14 protein-coding genes are annotated in these 15,258 nt (G+C 35.1%); 11 read left to right on the top strand and 3 right to left on the bottom strand.

Annotated elements, in window-relative coordinates; translation table 11 throughout:
* Positions 1 to 114 precede the first annotated feature (114 nt).
* From ABXT06_RS10225 to ABXT06_RS10205, 5 genes are all read left to right on the top strand, one after another.
* Positions 115 to 1,389, top strand: a complete 1,275-nt coding sequence (locus ABXT06_RS10225) for a sugar isomerase (RefSeq protein ID WP_354590675.1) — start codon at positions 115 to 117, stop codon at positions 1,387 to 1,389.
* Positions 1,390 to 1,519: 130 nt separating this feature from the next.
* Positions 1,520 to 2,881, top strand: coding sequence for an FGGY-family carbohydrate kinase (locus tag ABXT06_RS10220; RefSeq protein ID WP_354590674.1), 1,362 nt, complete (start codon positions 1,520 to 1,522; stop codon positions 2,879 to 2,881).
* A gap of 95 nt (positions 2,882 to 2,976) precedes the next feature.
* A complete protein-coding gene (locus tag ABXT06_RS10215; RefSeq protein ID WP_354590673.1) occupies positions 2,977 to 3,717 on the top strand; it encodes a (Fe-S)-binding protein in 741 nt (246 codons plus the stop codon).
* Positions 3,718 to 3,895: 178 nt separating this feature from the next.
* Entirely contained in the window at positions 3,896 to 5,296 is a 1,401-nt protein-coding gene (locus ABXT06_RS10210) for a lactate utilization protein B (protein WP_354590672.1), read from the top strand.
* Entirely contained in the window at positions 5,289 to 5,876 is a 588-nt protein-coding gene (locus ABXT06_RS10205; RefSeq protein WP_354590671.1) for a LutC/YkgG family protein, read from the top strand. Before ABXT06_RS10210 ends, ABXT06_RS10205 begins: the two co-directional genes overlap by 8 nt.
* Positions 5,877 to 5,948: 72 nt before the next feature.
* On the opposite strand, the gene ABXT06_RS10200 is transcribed toward ABXT06_RS10205, so the two are convergent.
* Complete coding sequence (locus tag ABXT06_RS10200) at positions 5,949 to 6,281, bottom strand: YegP family protein (RefSeq protein ID WP_354590670.1); 333 nt, start codon at positions 6,279 to 6,281, stop codon at positions 5,949 to 5,951.
* A gap of 183 nt (positions 6,282 to 6,464) precedes the next feature.
* Between ABXT06_RS10200 and ABXT06_RS10195 the strand changes: the two genes are divergently transcribed.
* The 3 genes from ABXT06_RS10195 to ABXT06_RS10185 all read left to right on the top strand — a co-directional run bounded on the left by ABXT06_RS10195 (position 6,465) and on the right by ABXT06_RS10185 (position 8,805).
* On the top strand, positions 6,465 to 6,938 hold the full coding sequence (locus ABXT06_RS10195) for a copper resistance protein NlpE N-terminal domain-containing protein (RefSeq protein ID WP_354590669.1): 474 nt from the start codon (positions 6,465 to 6,467) through the stop codon (positions 6,936 to 6,938).
* Between the two features lie 150 nt (positions 6,939 to 7,088).
* Positions 7,089 to 8,213 (top strand): XdhC family protein, encoded by a 1,125-nt coding sequence (locus ABXT06_RS10190; protein WP_354590668.1) that lies wholly within the window; start codon positions 7,089 to 7,091, stop codon positions 8,211 to 8,213.
* A complete protein-coding gene (locus ABXT06_RS10185; protein WP_354590667.1) occupies positions 8,188 to 8,805 on the top strand; it encodes a nucleotidyltransferase family protein in 618 nt (205 codons plus the stop codon). The genes ABXT06_RS10190 and ABXT06_RS10185 overlap by 26 nt, the downstream gene beginning before the upstream one ends.
* Before the next feature lie 249 nt (positions 8,806 to 9,054).
* Here the strand turns inward: ABXT06_RS10185 and ABXT06_RS10180 are convergent, their stop codons facing one another.
* The gene (locus ABXT06_RS10180; protein WP_354590666.1) at positions 9,055 to 10,206 is read right to left on the bottom strand and encodes a cysteine desulfurase family protein; all 1,152 of its coding nucleotides are present in this window, start codon (positions 10,204 to 10,206) and stop codon (positions 9,055 to 9,057) included.
* 316 nt (positions 10,207 to 10,522) lie between these two features.
* On the opposite strand from ABXT06_RS10180, the gene ABXT06_RS10175 reads away from it, so the two are divergent.
* The 3 genes from ABXT06_RS10175 to ABXT06_RS10165 are packed head-to-tail and all read left to right on the top strand — an operon-like array spanning position 10,523 to position 14,350.
* Positions 10,523 to 11,161, top strand: a complete 639-nt coding sequence (locus ABXT06_RS10175; RefSeq protein WP_354590665.1) for a 2Fe-2S iron-sulfur cluster-binding protein — start codon at positions 10,523 to 10,525, stop codon at positions 11,159 to 11,161.
* Positions 11,158 to 12,138: an FAD binding domain-containing protein gene (locus ABXT06_RS10170; protein WP_354590664.1), complete on the top strand. Its 981-nt coding sequence runs from the start codon at positions 11,158 to 11,160 to the stop codon at positions 12,136 to 12,138. The genes ABXT06_RS10175 and ABXT06_RS10170 overlap by 4 nt, the downstream gene beginning before the upstream one ends.
* 7 nt (positions 12,139 to 12,145) lie before the next feature.
* Positions 12,146 to 14,350, top strand: coding sequence for a xanthine dehydrogenase family protein molybdopterin-binding subunit (locus ABXT06_RS10165; protein WP_354590663.1), 2,205 nt, complete (start codon positions 12,146 to 12,148; stop codon positions 14,348 to 14,350).
* Between the two features lie 280 nt (positions 14,351 to 14,630).
* Here the strand turns inward: ABXT06_RS10165 and ABXT06_RS10160 are convergent, their stop codons facing one another.
* The gene (locus ABXT06_RS10160; protein ID WP_202004671.1) at positions 14,631 to 15,194 is read right to left on the bottom strand and encodes a DUF2911 domain-containing protein; all 564 of its coding nucleotides are present in this window, start codon (positions 15,192 to 15,194) and stop codon (positions 14,631 to 14,633) included.
* Positions 15,195 to 15,258 lie beyond the last annotated feature (64 nt).

The following is a 15,258-nucleotide window of genomic DNA, read 5'->3' as shown; positions in this document are numbered from 1 at the left end:
CGCGATAGCGAATCCGTAAAATCAGCGTCAAAAATTTCGGCATTATGTTGTTAAAAAAATATACTAGAAATATAAAAGTTATATCTTGTAAACTCTATTAAAATATCAATAACTATGTTAATCGGATCAAACCACATCGAATCTCATAACGAAGATTTATTAAAAAAACACCAAAATAAGTTAGTTTTTACAGCATCAGAAATAAATGAAACAGAAGCGATTATTCAGAAATTAATCGACTTTCAAATTGCAATTCCATCTTGGGCTTTAGGAACAGGAGGAACACGTTTCGGGCGTTTCGCTGGAGGAGGAGAACCTCGTTCATTAGAAGAAAAAATTGAAGATGTTGGTTTGCTTCATAAATTAAACAACGCTTCTGGAGCAATTTCACTTCATATTCCGTGGGATATCCCGACTGATTATAAAGCAATCAGAACACTTGCCAATCAGCATGGTTTGAAGTTTGATGCGATGAATTCAAATACATTCCAAGATCAAGCAAGCTCTGAGCACACTTACAAATACGGTTCTTTACAAAATGTAAACAAAGCGGTTCGCAAACAAGCAATTGCTCATAATATTGAAGTTATTAAACACGGAATCGAATTGGGTTCTGAGTCTTTAACTATTTGGTTAGCTGATGGTTCTAACTTTCCAGGACAGTTGAACTTCAGAAAAGCGTATCAAAATACTTTAGAAAGTTTAGAAGAAATTTATGATGCATTGCCTTCAGACTGGAAATTATTTTTAGAATACAAATGTGCTGAGCCTAACTTTTATTCTACGACTGTAGCAGATTGGGGGCAGTCTTATTCGTATGTTAAAAAGTTAGGTGACAAAGCACAGACTTTGGTTGATTTAGGTCACCACTTACCAAATGCTAATATCGAGCAGATTGTTTCTTTATTATTAATGGAAAACAAATTAGGAGGTTTCCACTTTAACGATTCAAAATACGGAGACGATGATTTGACTGCTGGTGCATTAAAACCATATCAATTATTCTTAATTTTTAATGAATTAGTAGAAGGAATGGATGCGAGAGGAATGAATCACGCTAAAGATTTAGGCTGGATGATTGACGCTTCGCACAATATCAAAGATCCGTTGGAAGATTTATTACAGTCAGTTGAAGCAATTATGATTGCTTATGCACAAGCGCTTTCTGTAGACAGAAAAGCATTAGAAAAAGCACAGGAAGAAAACGATGTGGTAAAAGCACAGGAAATTCTTCAGAATGCTTTCCGTACAGATGTTCGCGCTTTAGTTGCTGAAGCTCGTCTTCGTTCTGGTGCTGCATTAAATCCAGTAGCATTATATCGTTCGCTTCAAGTAAGACAAAATCTTATTGGAGAAAGAGGTTTAAAAACAATGGCAACGGGATTATAATTTGAGATATTAAGTTATTAGTTACTAGTTATTCGTTAGGAGTTTTAAGTACAGAATATTGAACTTTTTAGCATACCTAACGAATAACTCTTAACGAATAACCCATAACTCCTAACTTCTAATTAAAAAAATGAATGTAGTTGCGATTTTTGATATTGGTAAAACAAACAAAAAGGTTTTTTTATTTAACGAAAATTATAAAATTGTCTGGGAAAAATCGGTAAATCTGGATGAAACAACAGACGAAGATGGTTTTCCTTGCGAAGATATCGAAGTGCTGAAAAATTGGATTTTAGATCGATTATCTGAAATAAAAAAGCTGACTGACTATGTTTTAAAAGCCATCAATTTCAGCACTTACGGAGCCAGTTTTGTTTATATAGACGAAAACGGAAAAGTTTTAACTCCCCTGTATAATTATCTGAAAGATTATCCAGAGGAATTAAAATCTGACTTTTATAAAAAATACAAAGGAGAAGAAAAGTTTGCTGTAAAAACAGCTTCTCCGGTTTTAGGCAGTCTGAATTCGGGAATGCAGATTTACCGATTAAAAGAAGAAAGGCCTGAATTATTTGAGAAAGTAAAATACTGTCTGCATCTACCACAGTTTTTGAGTTTTCTTTTGACTAATGAAGCTTACGCTGATATTACAAGTATTGGCTGTCATACCAATTTGTGGAATTTCAAAAAAATGAAATATCATAAATGGTTGAAAAATGAGGGAATTGCATCTAAATTACCTCCAATTTATTACGGCAAAGACGTTATAAAAACAAAAGAAGGATTATCTATCGGAACAGGTCTTCACGACAGTTCTTCCGCAATAATTCCGTATACTATAAACTTTACAGAGCCTTTCGTTTTATTATCAACGGGAACTTGGAGCATTTCTCTAAATCCTTTCAATAACAAACCGTTGACTTTTGAAGAGTCACAGCACGATTGTTTGTGTTATATGCAATACACAAACAAGTCAGTTAAAGCGGCGCGTTTGTTTGCCGGAAACGAGCATGAAGTGCAAACCAAAAGATTGGCAGAGCACTTTAAAGTACCGGTTGATACTTATAAAGAAGTTTATTTTGATAAAAAAATCACAGCGAATTTGCGTTCGCTTAATTATCAGATCTTCTATCCAAAGAAATATGATTTTGATATTTTGAATGTATGCCCATTTCAAAAAAGAGATTTATCACAGTTTAAAGATTATGAAACAGCGTATCATCAATTAATGCTGGATTTGGTAGAACAACAGGTTTTTTCGACCAATTTGGTCATTCATAACAGTCCGGTAAAAAAGATTTTTGTGGATGGCGGATTCAGCAAGAATTCTATTTATATGAATTTATTGGCAGAAGCTTTTCCTGATGTAGAAGTTTACGCAGCTTCTATGGCACAGGCAAGTGCATTGGGTGCAGCATTGGCTATTCATGAAAACTGGAATCCAAAACCAATTCAGAACGATTTAATTGACTTGAAATTCTATAAACATTAGGTAAAAACGGTCTGTATGTTGTAAATTTGCTGAGAAACGTATTTTTTACATTTTTACCCTACACGCCAAATGAACAACACACTAAATACTACAATATGAAAATTGGACTTTTTATACCTTGTTATGTCGACCAATTTTACCCAAAAGTAGGAATAGCAACCTACGAATTACTTCAAAAATTAGGTTGTGACGTCGAGTTTCCTATGGGACAAACTTGCTGTGGACAACCAATGGCAAATAGCGGTTATGCGCACTTAACAAAAGGATGCGATGCTAATTTTATTGCCAATTTTTCTGGATTTGATTATATCGTTTGCCCTTCCGGAAGCTGTGTTTTGCATGTGAAAGACCATCTACATGACGAAAAACAAGAAGAGAAGGCAACAGCAATTCGAAATACGGTTTACGAACTTACTGAGTTTATAACAGACGTTTTAAAAATTGACCACATCGATGGAAGATTTCCGTATAAAGTGGGAATGCACGTAAGCTGTCACGGTCAGCGCGGATTGAAGCTTTCGCAGATGTCAGAATTAAACGCGCCTTTTTTCTCTAAACCAGAACAACTATTGCACAGTATAAAAGACCTTGATCTAGTTGCTTTAACTAGAAAAGACGAATGCTGTGGTTTTGGAGGTACGTTTTGTGTGACCGAAGAAGCAGTTTCTGTAAAAATGGGACAAGATCGTATCAAAGATCACGAAAGTCATAATGTGGATTATATTACAGGAGGAGATATGTCTTGCTTAATGCATTTAGACGGAATTCTAAAAAGGCAAAAAAGCAGAATCAAAACCATTCATATTGCTGAAATATTAAATTCACTCGAAAATTAATTTTTTCTACCATTAAGAAATTAAGTTCATAAAGCTTGGTTAAATATTTCTTAGTAAAAAAATAAGAGATTTAAGAGATTTTAAAAAACTTAATTTTCTTTTAATCATAAAGAAATTAAGTTCATAAAGTTTAGCTTAATTTACTTAATATCTTAATGGTAAAAACAACTTTTATAAGATGTCATCAGAAAAAACAATACCGCACAGCGAAGCCGCAACAAAATTCAATAAAGATGTAGAGCGTGTCAATTGGCATGATGAAACACTTTGGTTTGTGCGTGCCAAAAGAGACAAATCTGCTCACCAAATAGCAGATTGGGAATTGCTTCGTGAAACGGCTTCTCAAATCAAATTTAATGTGCTTTCTAATATTCACGATTATCTAGTTGAATTTGAAGCCAATGCTCAACGAAACGGAATAATTGTGCATTGGGCGGCCGATGCCAAAGAACATAACGAAATTGTACATTCGATCATGGCGAAACATGATGTAAAGCAAATGGTCAAATCCAAATCGATGCTTACAGAAGAATGCCATTTAAACGATTATTTAGCTGAAAAAGGTATAGAAGTAATCGATTCAGATTTAGGAGAATATATCGTGCAACTTCGTAAAGAACCGCCGAGTCATATTGTTCTTCCTGCAATTCACTTAAAGAAAGAAGATGTAAGTGAAACTTTCCACGAACATTTAGGTACAGAAAAAGGAAATTTCAATCCGCAGTATTTAACAGAATCGGCTCGTCAGAGTTTGAGAAATACTTTTTTGACTAGAAAAGTGGCGCTTACAGGAGTTAATTTTGCTGTTGCAGAAACTGGTGAATTTGTAGTTTGTACTAACGAAGGAAATGCCGACATGGGCGCGCATTTAGCAGATGTTCATATCGCCTGCATGGGATTTGAGAAACTGATTCCGAAAAGAGAACATTTAGGTGTTTTTCTGAGATTATTGGCGAGAAGTGCAACAGGACAACCAATCACAACTTTTTCAAGCCATTTTAAAAAACCAAGAGACGGAAAAGAAATGCATATCGTAATTGTAGACAACGGAAGAAGTACACAATTAGGAAGGGAAGATTTTAGAAATTCATTGAAATGTATTCGTTGTGGAGCGTGTATGAATACTTGTCCCGTTTATAGACGAAGCGGCGGACATAGTTATCATAATGCGGTTGCGGGACCAATTGGTTCTATTTTAGCGCCAAATTTAGATATGAGCAAAAATGCCGATTTGCCTTTTGCCAGTACGCTTTGTGGTTCTTGCACCAATGTTTGTCCTGTAAAAATTGATATTCACGATCAATTGTACAAATGGCGTCAGGTTTTGGTAAAAGAAGGACATACTCCGACTGCAAAAACTGTGGCTATGAAAACAATGGCAACTGTTTTAGCAAATCCGACAGTTTTTAATATTGCTGGAAAATCAGGGCGATTTGTAATGAAGAATATTCCAGGAATGGTCAATAATAAAATGAACAAATGGTACGATCAGCGCGAAATGCCAGACGTTCCAGAAGAATCATTTAGAGAATGGTACAAGAAAAACTCGAGAGAATCTAAAGAAAAAGGAAATGAGTAGTAAAGGCGAAATTTTAAAAAGAATAAAAGCAAATCAGCCTGATTTGGTTTCGGAACTGCCAGACTTGAAAGTTTTAGGTTCAGAACAATTTGATATTTTAGAAACCTACAAAACAGTTCTAAAAGGCATTGGAGGCGATCCTGTGGAAGTTGCTGATTATAATGAAATCATCAATTATATCAAATCCAATTATAATCTGGAGAAAAGATTAATTACAACCCTTCCAGAACTTTCAGAAATTGCTTCTTTAGACTGGAAAACAGTTGACCCGCATTCGCTTCAAGATGTTGAATTAACGGTTATAAAAGCTCATTTTGGAGTTGCAGAAAACAGCGGACTTTGGGTTACAGATGACATTTTAGGACAGCGTGTTGCACCTTTTATTGCGCAATTTTTAGCGATTGTAGTTCATAAAAAAGACATTCTGCCAACGATGCAGCAAGCTTACGACAGAATTGGAAACATGGAATATGGTTTTGGAACTTTCATCGCAGGTCCTTCAAAAACCGCTGATATTGAACAGTCTTTAGTTCTTGGAGCTCATGGAGCAAGAGGATTAATTGTGTTTTTATTAGATTAATAGAAAATAAAATAACGACATTAAAAAAGCGAGGATAAAACCTCGCTTTTTTTATATTTATAATAGTTGCAATTATGCCGTTTGATCATCTATAGTTGCATCTGAAGCATTCTTCTTTACAGATTCAATTCCATTTTCTCTAGCTGCTACGCTTTCGTACATTTCACTAGAGCCAATAATCTGACCATTTCCAGCTTTTAGATTAAAATATGGTTTTCCGTTACTAGATTCTTTTCTGTCATAGCGGTTATCATCTTCTGCGTTAGTCTTTACAGATTCAATACCATTATTGCAGGCTGCTTTTGTAGTATAGCCTTCACTCGTTAGAATGGTCTGACCATTACCAGCTTTTAAATTGAATTGGAACTCTCCGTTAGCTCTAGTAGTGATTACAAATTTTCCCATGTAGTTTACTTTTTAAGTTAGGTATATAAATTTTGCTATTGATAAAAATACAAAACTTAGTAATATAAATCATACGTCAATTTGAAAAAATGATTATCAAAATGAAGATGAATTATTAAGATATAAGTTAAAGTTTTTAAACAAGTAAGAATATTCTTTAGATTTGTGGTAAAAATAAATAAAATGAAAAAACTATTAATTCTTGCAATAGCTATTTTGATTCACCTCACTTCATGTAACTTTAAAAAACAACAAGATACTAATAAAGCAATTGAATCAGATTCTACAGAGATTTCGACAGAAAAAGATGAAGTCGATAGTACTATGGTTTATGAAGGAACATTGCCTTGTGCAGACTGTAGCGGTATCTTAACAGTTCTTAAAATTAATCAGATAGATAATAAATTTGAGTTGTCCAATATTTACCAAGGAAAATCACCTGAAAAGCAATTTAAAGAGAAAGGCAATTTTAATACTGAAAGAGGCTTAGAAAATGATATAAACGGTACTATTTTTATCCTAAATTGGGATAAGCCAGAAAAAGATCAGTGCTATTATGGTCATTACAGCAAAAATCCTGAAAAACTTTATCTACTTGATAGAAACAAAAAAATAATAAAATCTAAATTGAATTATTTTTTAGAATTAAATGAATAGCTAATTCATTTATACTAGTAGAATTAATTATAAATAAAAAAATATTATAAACTTAAAGAACCTTCTTGTATTTAAGTTTATAATATTTTTTTATTTTTAGGCTACTAAACAAAATCATCAATGCTTATTTCTATTGGTGAATAATTACCTATGAAAGAAATCAGCGAAATTCTTAAAGCTTATTCAGAAGCAAGAGAAATGGAGAAAAAGACAGCTTTGGCAACCGTAGTTAAAGTTGAAGGATCGTCTTATAGACAACCTGGCGCACGTATGCTGGTTACAGAAGACGGTATGCTTACTGGTGCAATAAGTGGAGGCTGTCTGGAAGGAGATGCTTTGCGAAAAGCGCTTCTGTCAATCAATCAGAAGCAAAATAAACTCGTAACATACAATACTAGTAACGAAGGCGATGCAGAAATAGGTTTGCAGCTTGGTTGCAACGGAATCGTTCATATTCTTTTTGAATACATAAATGATGAGGTAGAAAACAATCCGATTCAGCTATTGCGTCAGTTAGAATTAGAACGAAAAGAAGCAGTTATGGTTACAGTTTTTTCGTTAAAGAGAAATGCTTTTCAGATTGGAACAACTTTGTTTTTTAGAAAAGACAGTCCTGTTTTAAATCATAATAACGAAGCTTTAAATCTAATTTCTGATGTAAAAGAAGTACTGAAAAATAAAACTTCGGCAGTAAAAAAACTTCAAGAAGAAAACGACAGCGAGGCTTTGATTGAATATATAAAACCATCTATTTCATTGGTAATTGCAGGTGCAGGAAATGATATTCAACCTTTAGTAAAAATGGCAGCTGTTTTAGGATGGAGAACGACTATTGGAGAAGGTCGAGCGACACACGCTACAGCAAAACGTTTTCCTAAAGCCAACCAGATTTCTGTTATGAAACCCGAACAGTTTTTGGATCATGTAAACATCGACGATCAGACTTATTTTCTTTTAATGACTCATAATTACAAATACGATTTGGCGGTTTTAAAATCATTGCTTCAAACCAATTGTCATTATATTGGAATTCTTGGCCCAAAATCTAAATTCAGCCGAATGCTCGATGATCTTTCAATGGAAGGAATTACGTTAAACGAAGAACAGTTAAGCCGAATTCATAGCCCCGTTGGTCTAGACATTGGAGCTGAAACTTCAGAAGAAATTGCGCTTTCGATTATTTCTGAAATTAAAGCGGTTGCATCTGAACGTGCTGGAACATCCTTGAAATACAAATCAGGCAAAATTCATGATGAAATTCATTATGGAAAGTAACTATCGATATAAAACAGCTATTATTATTCTCGCTGCAGGAAATTCTTCCAGATTAGGCAGACCCAAACAATTATTGAAGTATAAAGAGTCGACACTTTTGAAAAATACTATTTCAGAAGCTTTAAAGGTTCAAAATTCTTTTTTAATAGTTGTAACAGGTGCCAATCATGATGCAATAGAAAAAGAGCTTAATTTGTCTGAAACCATTTTTACTTTCAATTCTGATTGGGAAAGCGGCATGTCTTCTTCAATTGTAAAAGGAATTTCAGAATTATTGCTTTTAAATCCCGATTGCGAACGATGCATTTTGGCAGTCTGCGATCAGCCTTTTGTGACCAATGCAGTTTTTGAGAATTTAATAAACGAATCATATAAAGCGGAAAAAGGAATTGCAGCTTCGGCTTATTCAGAAACTCTAGGAACACCAGTTTTATTTCATCAAAAATACTTCAAAGAACTTCTAGATTTAAAAGGACAGGAAGGAGCCAAAAAACTCATTAAAAAGTATTCTCAAGATGTAGTTTCAATTCCTTTTGAAAAGGGGAATGTTGATATTGATACAGAAGAGGATTATTCTCAGTTGATTTCTTAAGGAAAGGGACAAAGGTTCAAAGGGACAGAGGGACAAAGTTTTTTATGAATTGGCTCCAGTTTTAACTGGAGTATATGATGGATTATTAAGTAAATGGCTTTAGCCAAACCGCGAAAAGTTTGGCTAAAGCCATTTGCTTATTTTTATTATTTCATCCAGCTAAAGCTGGACGCAACTCAATAAAACATAAAAATCTTTGCGACTCTGCGACTTTGCGAGATTAAAAAATAAAAAACTTAGTCCCGATAACTATCGGGATAGCGCCTTAGTGGCAAGCTGAACAGATAAACTCAAAACCCGCTCAATAACAATATCAATTTCTTCTTCAGTAGTAAAACGCCCCAAACTAAAACGAATCGAACTCAAAGCTTCTTCATCAGACAATCCCATTGCTTTTAAAACATGAGAAGGTTCAGAAGTCACAGTCGAACAAGAAGCGCCGTTTGAAACGGAAATATTTCCCAAAGCTAAAATCAGCTGTTCTGAGTTTACGTTTGGGAAACAAATATTTGTAGTATTATAAATTCGGTTTGAAATGTTTCCGTTTACAAAAGAACTTTCAAACTGCAACAAGCCTTTTTCGAGTTTGTCTCGTAATAGAGTAACTCTATTTTGATCTTTTTCTAATTCATTTACAGCAATTTCCGATGCTTTTCCTAAACCAATAATTCCGGGAACATTTAAGGTGCCGCTGCGAAGTTTTCTTTGTTGTCCGCCGCCCAAAATCTGAGGAGACAATTTTAGTTTAGCTTTCGCCGAAACATATAAAGCACCAATTCCTTTTGGCCCATAAAATTTATGAGCTGATAGAGCTAAAAGGTCAATTCCCAAAGCTTTCACATCAATCGGAATTTTACCAATAGCCTGAGTTGCATCACATAAAAAAAGAACATTTTTACGTTTTAAAATCTTAGAAATTGCACTGATGTTTTGAATGACGCCAGTTTCGTTATTAGAAAACATTCCAATGAAAACCAGTGTTTTATCTGTTATTATTTCTTCTAAAAGTTGAAGGCTTAAAAGTCCGTCTGAATCAGTTGGTAAGTAAGTGACTTCAAAACCAATGCTTTGCATAAAGCGGCAAGTTTCAAGAACCGCTTTATGTTCGGTTTGAATGGTAACGATATGTTTTCGATCTTGATTGGCTAAACCTTTTATAGCTAGATTTATGGCTTCTGTAGCACCAGACGTAAAAATAATTTCATCTGCATAAGCATTTATCAAATCGGCAGTTTGCCAAGCTGCATTTTCAACGGCTTCTTTTACTGTTAATCCAGCCAAATGTGTGCCTGTTGAATTGGCGTAAAAATCAGTAAAATAGGGGAGCATAGCATCCAAAACACGTTCATCTACACGAGTTGTGGCGTTATTGTCGAGATAAATGATTTCTTGCTGTGGCATAATTTGGGATTGATTCAGTAAAAATACAATTTTGTATGAGTTATTTTAACCGCAAAGAGCGCAAAGTTTTTAATTATAGTTTTGCTAAATAAATATAAAGTTCGCAAAGTTGGAATTGATAAAGCTTTGCGTTCTTTGCGTTTTTATAAAGTTCTCCATGGTAAATTACTTGCGTTCTTTGCGGTTAAATTTCACTATAAAATTGTAATTATTCTAAATAAGAGTAATGTTTGAATTTCATAACTTTTTGTGATAGAAGATTGTTAAATTTGTTAGGATTACAAAAGTGAATTGGCTAATTTAACAAATAGACTGAATGGCTTCTAAGAAAATAAACTCAGATAAAGCAACGCCCGAAGACTCTAATTCTCGTCGTGACTTTATAAAGAAATCAGGACTTTTTACCGCTCTTGCTCTGACGCCACCTTCATTGGTAATGGCTTCAGATAAGAAATGGGATGAAAAAATAGCGGAATATCTAGAAACTGTACCGCTTTCTATTGAAGTAAATGGCACAAAGCACAATTTGAATATTGAACCCAGAACCACGCTGCTTGATTTACTTCGCGAACAGTTACAGCTTACAGGAACAAAAAAAGGATGCGACCACGGGCAATGCGGTGCGTGTACAGTTCATGTAAACGGAACGCGAATTTTGTCTTGCCTTTCTTTGGCAACAATGCAGCAAAATGCACAAGTAACTACAATTGAAGGACTTTCGAAAGGAAAAAAATTGCACCCAATGCAGGAAGCTTTCATTAAACATGATGGTTTTCAATGCGGATATTGCACGCCAGGACAAATCATGTCGGGAATTGCTTGTATCAAAGAAGGTCATGCCAACAGCAGAGAAGAAATTAGTGAATATATGAGCGGGAATATCTGCCGATGTGGTGCTTATCATAATATTGTTGATGCTATAACTGAAGTGAAGGAAGGAGGAAAGGAGCTATGAAAAATTTTCAGATAATAAAAGCTTTGTCGTCTTCTTCGGCAGTGACAGGAAAAGCCAAAGACAATTCGTCTATGTTTATTGCAGGCGGAACGAATCTTGTCGATTTAATGAAGAAGAATATTGTTGCTCCAGACAAATTAGTTGACATTAACGGATTAGACTTAAAGAAAATTGAGTTTTTAAAAGGAAAAGTTTCGATTGGCGCATTGGCAAAAAACAGTCAGGTTGCCGAAGATGCTTCGATAAAAGAAAAATATCCTTTATTAGCCTTAGCCTTAGCAGCTGGAGCTTCTCAGCAAATTAGACATATGGCGACAGTTGGAGGTAACATGCTACAGAAAACAAGATGCTCTTATTATTACAATACTGATATGCCTTGTAACAAACGTGTACCAAAAAGCGGATGCGGTGCTATCGGTGGTTCTAATAGAATGGCGGCTGTTTTTGGAACTTCTGATAGTTGTATTGCCGTTCATCCAAGTGATATGTGCGTGGCTTTGGCAGCGCTAGACGCAAAAGTTTTGGTAGAAGGTCCAAAAGGAAAACGAGAAATTAATTTTACTGATTTTCATCGACTTCCTGGAAATACACCAGAAAAAGACAATACACTAGACAGTAGAGAATTAATTACTTCGGTTGAAATTCCAGATAATAATTTTACTAAAAATGTTTATTATCTAAAAGTTCGTGACAGAACGAGTTATGCTTTTGCATTGGTATCGGTTGCTGTGGCTTTAGATATAAAAAATAATACCATAAACGATGTCAGATTGGCTATGGGAGGTGTGGCACATAAACCATGGAGATTGACTGAAACAGAAAAATTCCTGAAAGGAAAGGCAGTTTCTGAAGATCTATTTAAACAAGCAGGTCATTTGTCTATGAAAGGTGCAAAAGGATTTGGTGATAATAATTTTAAACTAACGCTTGGAGAGAATGCAGTAGTAGAAGCACTTACAATAGCAGCATCAAAATAATTAAATTATGAGCAAGACAAGTAATATTAATAGAGTTGACGGATTTGCTAAAGTAACTGGATCTGCAACGTATTCAGCTGAATATAAAACTTCTGGTGTAGTGTATGCATGCCTCGTGGGAAGCACAATTGCTAAAGGAAGAATCAAAACAATTGATACTAAAAAAGCAGAATGGGCTCCAGGAGTTCTGGCGGTAATTACGCATTTGAATGTGGATAAACCGTCAGGATATGAAAAAGCCAAAGACAAACATAATTTTGGCCAGCCGCTGCAGATCTTCAAAGATGATTCGATTTTGTATTACGATCAGCCGATTGCTTTAGTGATTGCTGATACTTTCGAACGTATGCGTTATGCAGCAAGTTTAATTAAAGCCGATTATCTTAAAGAAGAACATTCGACAGAACTTAAAAAAGCAGCTGAAAAAGAAAAGAAAGTTGAAACCGATAAAGGAAATGACTATCATCGAGGTGAACATGACGGTTATAAAAATGCTGAGGTTGTTTTAGAAACCGAATATACCATTCCGACGGAAGTTCATAATCCAATGGAATTGGCAAACATCATAGCGAAATGGGACGGAAATAAACCAATCTTATATACAAAAAGCCAAGGTGTCGAGGGAACGCGTAGAAGTGTTGCCGGAGTTTTTGGAGTACCTGTTGAAGATGTTGAGGTTCACGCAGAATATCTTGGAGGTGCTTTCGGAATGGGATTGCATACTTGGCCGTATGAAATCGCAGCTTTAATTGGAGCTAAAAAATTGAATCGTCCTGTGAAATTAGTACTGCATCGTGAGCAGATGTTTACCAATGTTGGTTTTAGACCTTACACAATTCAGAAAATGGGTCTTGGAGCAACAAAAGATGGAAAACTGACTGGATTAACGCATGAAGCGGTTGCAATGACTTCGAGCTATGAGGATTTCATGGAAGGAACCGTAAACATGTCCCGATTTATTTATGATTGTCCGAATGTTTCGACCCGTTATCGAATTGTGCCTTTGGATACTTGTACACCAATCTGGATGCGTGGACCAGGCGAAGCGACAGGTTCTTTTGCATTAGAATGTGCGATGGATGAAATGGCGTATAAATTAAACTTAGATCCGATTGAATTTCGTAAGCTGAACTATGCCGAAAAAGATCAGGAACAAAATAAACCGTGGAGCAGTAAATTTCTTTTAGAATGTTACGAAGGCGGAATGGAACGCATTGGCTGGAAAAACCGTAAAAACGAACCGGGTTCTGTGAAAGAAGGCAACTGGCTGGTGGGTTACGGAATGGGAACGGGAACTTTTGGCTGCTATAGAAGCCCAACTTCGGTAAAAGCAAAATTCTTGGCCAATGGAGATTTAGTGTTACAATGCAGTGTAAACGATATGGGACCGGGAACCGCGACTATGATGACTGCCATTGGAGCGGAAGTAATTGGTTTGCCAGCTGAAAACGTAATCATCGAAATGGGGAAAAGCGGATTGCCAAAAGGCCCAACGCAAGGTGGTTCGGCAACGACTTCGTCTGTTGGTTCTGCCGTTCATGATGCTTGTAATTTATTATTGAATAAAATAATTGAACTGGGAAGTAAAAATTCTGCTTTAAAAGGAATCGCTCTAACAGATTTAACTTTTGAAAATGGTGTGGTTTCTTCTAAAAAAGATAAATCTAAGTCGGTTACTTTGGCTGCACTTTTGAGCAGTAATAAATTAGAAGATTTTGAAGTAGAAAATCTTTCTAAAGCAGCGGAAGAAGCGAAGAAATATTCCATTTATTCGTTTTCGGTTCATTTTGTAAAAGTTTTAGTGAATCCGAATTTGGGTAAAATTCGATTGGCGCATGTGGTTTCTTGTGCTGATATTGGAACGGTAATCAATCAAAAAACTTCTGCGGGACAAATGTTCGGAGGAGCAGTTGGTGGAATCGGAATGGGATTAATGGAAGCACTTGAAATAGATCACCGTTTTGGTCGTCCGATCAATAATAATTTTGCTGATTATCATGTTCCTGTAAATGCAGATATCGAAAAACAAGAAGTTTTCTTCGTCAATAAAAAAGATCCAATCAGTAATCCAATGGGAACAAAAGGTCTTGGAGAAACAGCTTTAGTAGGAATGGCACCTGCGATTGCCAATGCTGTTTTTAACGCAACCGGAAAACGTGTTAGGGATTTACCAATTACGTTGGATAAGATTATAGAATCCGCTAAGGTTTAGGCATAAAAAATAATTACAAGAGTCCCTTTGAGAGTAAGATCTTAAAGGGATTTTTTTGTGTTATGAAAAATCTCGTGAAGTCACAGAGACGCAAAGTTTTTTAAAACATATAAGTGATATAAGTTCAATTAAGAGAAAACTTAGAATTTCTTATATGCCTTATGTAGTTGTTTTTCTGCATTAAACTTTGCGTCTCTGCGACTTTGCGAGATTAAAAAAAAGTCGCAAAGCTTAAAAAAACTTTGCGACTTTGTGCCTTCACGGCATATATTAGTAAAACTTATTTAACCGTAATTGGTAATTCAACCGTTGTTTTATCCCAACCAATAACAAGATTTGCTATGTTGCCTTGAGTTGTAAAAGCAATAGATAAAGCTTCGATAGTTTCACCCACAGATTTAACAGGAACTGAAACTCTAACCACATCTTTGCTTTCATCGTAAGCATAACCACCCCATAAATCTAATTCTTTATTGATGATGATTGTCCATTTATCTTTTTCAGGAATAGCAAATAAACTGTAGTATCCAGCAGGAACTTTTTTACCACCGATAGTTACGTCTTTGTAGAATTTAATCTCTGTATTTTCATTAGCACCAACTCTCCAGATTTCGCCAAATTTTACAACGTCACCAAAAATAGTTCTTCCTTTTGCAGAAGGTCTTGCGTAAGTAACTTTAATAACTGGGTTTGGGTTATCTGTTTTTTTGAATTTAACCGCTTTGTTTGGGAAATAAGAAATATCAACAGGACTATTGTCTAATGGAGCAAATTTTACCACATCTTGTGCCTGAACTGTAAAAGCAGCAAACAAAGTAACTGCTAGTAAATAGAATTTTTTCATAGGATTACAATTTTTAGAATAACTACAAAGTAAATTAATAATGAAGAAAAATCATATAAATTCA

Origin of the sequence: Flavobacterium sp. UW10123, assembly GCF_040538975.1 — a bacterium.
Classification (GTDB): Bacteria; Bacteroidota; Bacteroidia; order Flavobacteriales; family Flavobacteriaceae; genus Flavobacterium.
Note: the sequence above shows the minus strand (reverse complement) of the source record. Positions and strands in the feature narration are given on the sequence as shown.

Excerpts from the sequence above, each read along its gene's own strand:
- ABXT06_RS10225 (WP_354590675.1), top strand. The coding sequence starts at position 115 with ATGTTAATCGGATCAAACCACATCGAATCTCATAACGAAGATTTATTA.
- ABXT06_RS10220 (WP_354590674.1), top strand. The coding sequence starts at position 1,520 with ATGAATGTAGTTGCGATTTTTGATATTGGTAAAACAAACAAAAAGGTT.
- ABXT06_RS10215 (WP_354590673.1), top strand. The coding sequence starts at position 2,977 with ATGAAAATTGGACTTTTTATACCTTGTTATGTCGACCAATTTTACCCA.
- ABXT06_RS10210 (WP_354590672.1), top strand. The coding sequence starts at position 3,896 with ATGTCATCAGAAAAAACAATACCGCACAGCGAAGCCGCAACAAAATTC.
- ABXT06_RS10205 (WP_354590671.1), top strand. The coding sequence starts at position 5,289 with ATGAGTAGTAAAGGCGAAATTTTAAAAAGAATAAAAGCAAATCAGCCT.
- ABXT06_RS10200 (WP_354590670.1), bottom strand. The coding sequence starts at position 6,281 with ATGGGAAAATTTGTAATCACTACTAGAGCTAACGGAGAGTTCCAATTC.
- ABXT06_RS10195 (WP_354590669.1), top strand. The coding sequence starts at position 6,465 with ATGAAAAAACTATTAATTCTTGCAATAGCTATTTTGATTCACCTCACT.
- ABXT06_RS10190 (WP_354590668.1), top strand. The coding sequence starts at position 7,089 with ATGAAAGAAATCAGCGAAATTCTTAAAGCTTATTCAGAAGCAAGAGAA.
- ABXT06_RS10185 (WP_354590667.1), top strand. The coding sequence starts at position 8,188 with ATGATGAAATTCATTATGGAAAGTAACTATCGATATAAAACAGCTATT.
- ABXT06_RS10180 (WP_354590666.1), bottom strand. The coding sequence starts at position 10,206 with ATGCCACAGCAAGAAATCATTTATCTCGACAATAACGCCACAACTCGT.
- ABXT06_RS10175 (WP_354590665.1), top strand. The coding sequence starts at position 10,523 with ATGGCTTCTAAGAAAATAAACTCAGATAAAGCAACGCCCGAAGACTCT.
- ABXT06_RS10170 (WP_354590664.1), top strand. The coding sequence starts at position 11,158 with ATGAAAAATTTTCAGATAATAAAAGCTTTGTCGTCTTCTTCGGCAGTG.
- ABXT06_RS10165 (WP_354590663.1), top strand. The coding sequence starts at position 12,146 with ATGAGCAAGACAAGTAATATTAATAGAGTTGACGGATTTGCTAAAGTA.
- ABXT06_RS10160 (WP_202004671.1), bottom strand. The coding sequence starts at position 15,194 with ATGAAAAAATTCTATTTACTAGCAGTTACTTTGTTTGCTGCTTTTACA.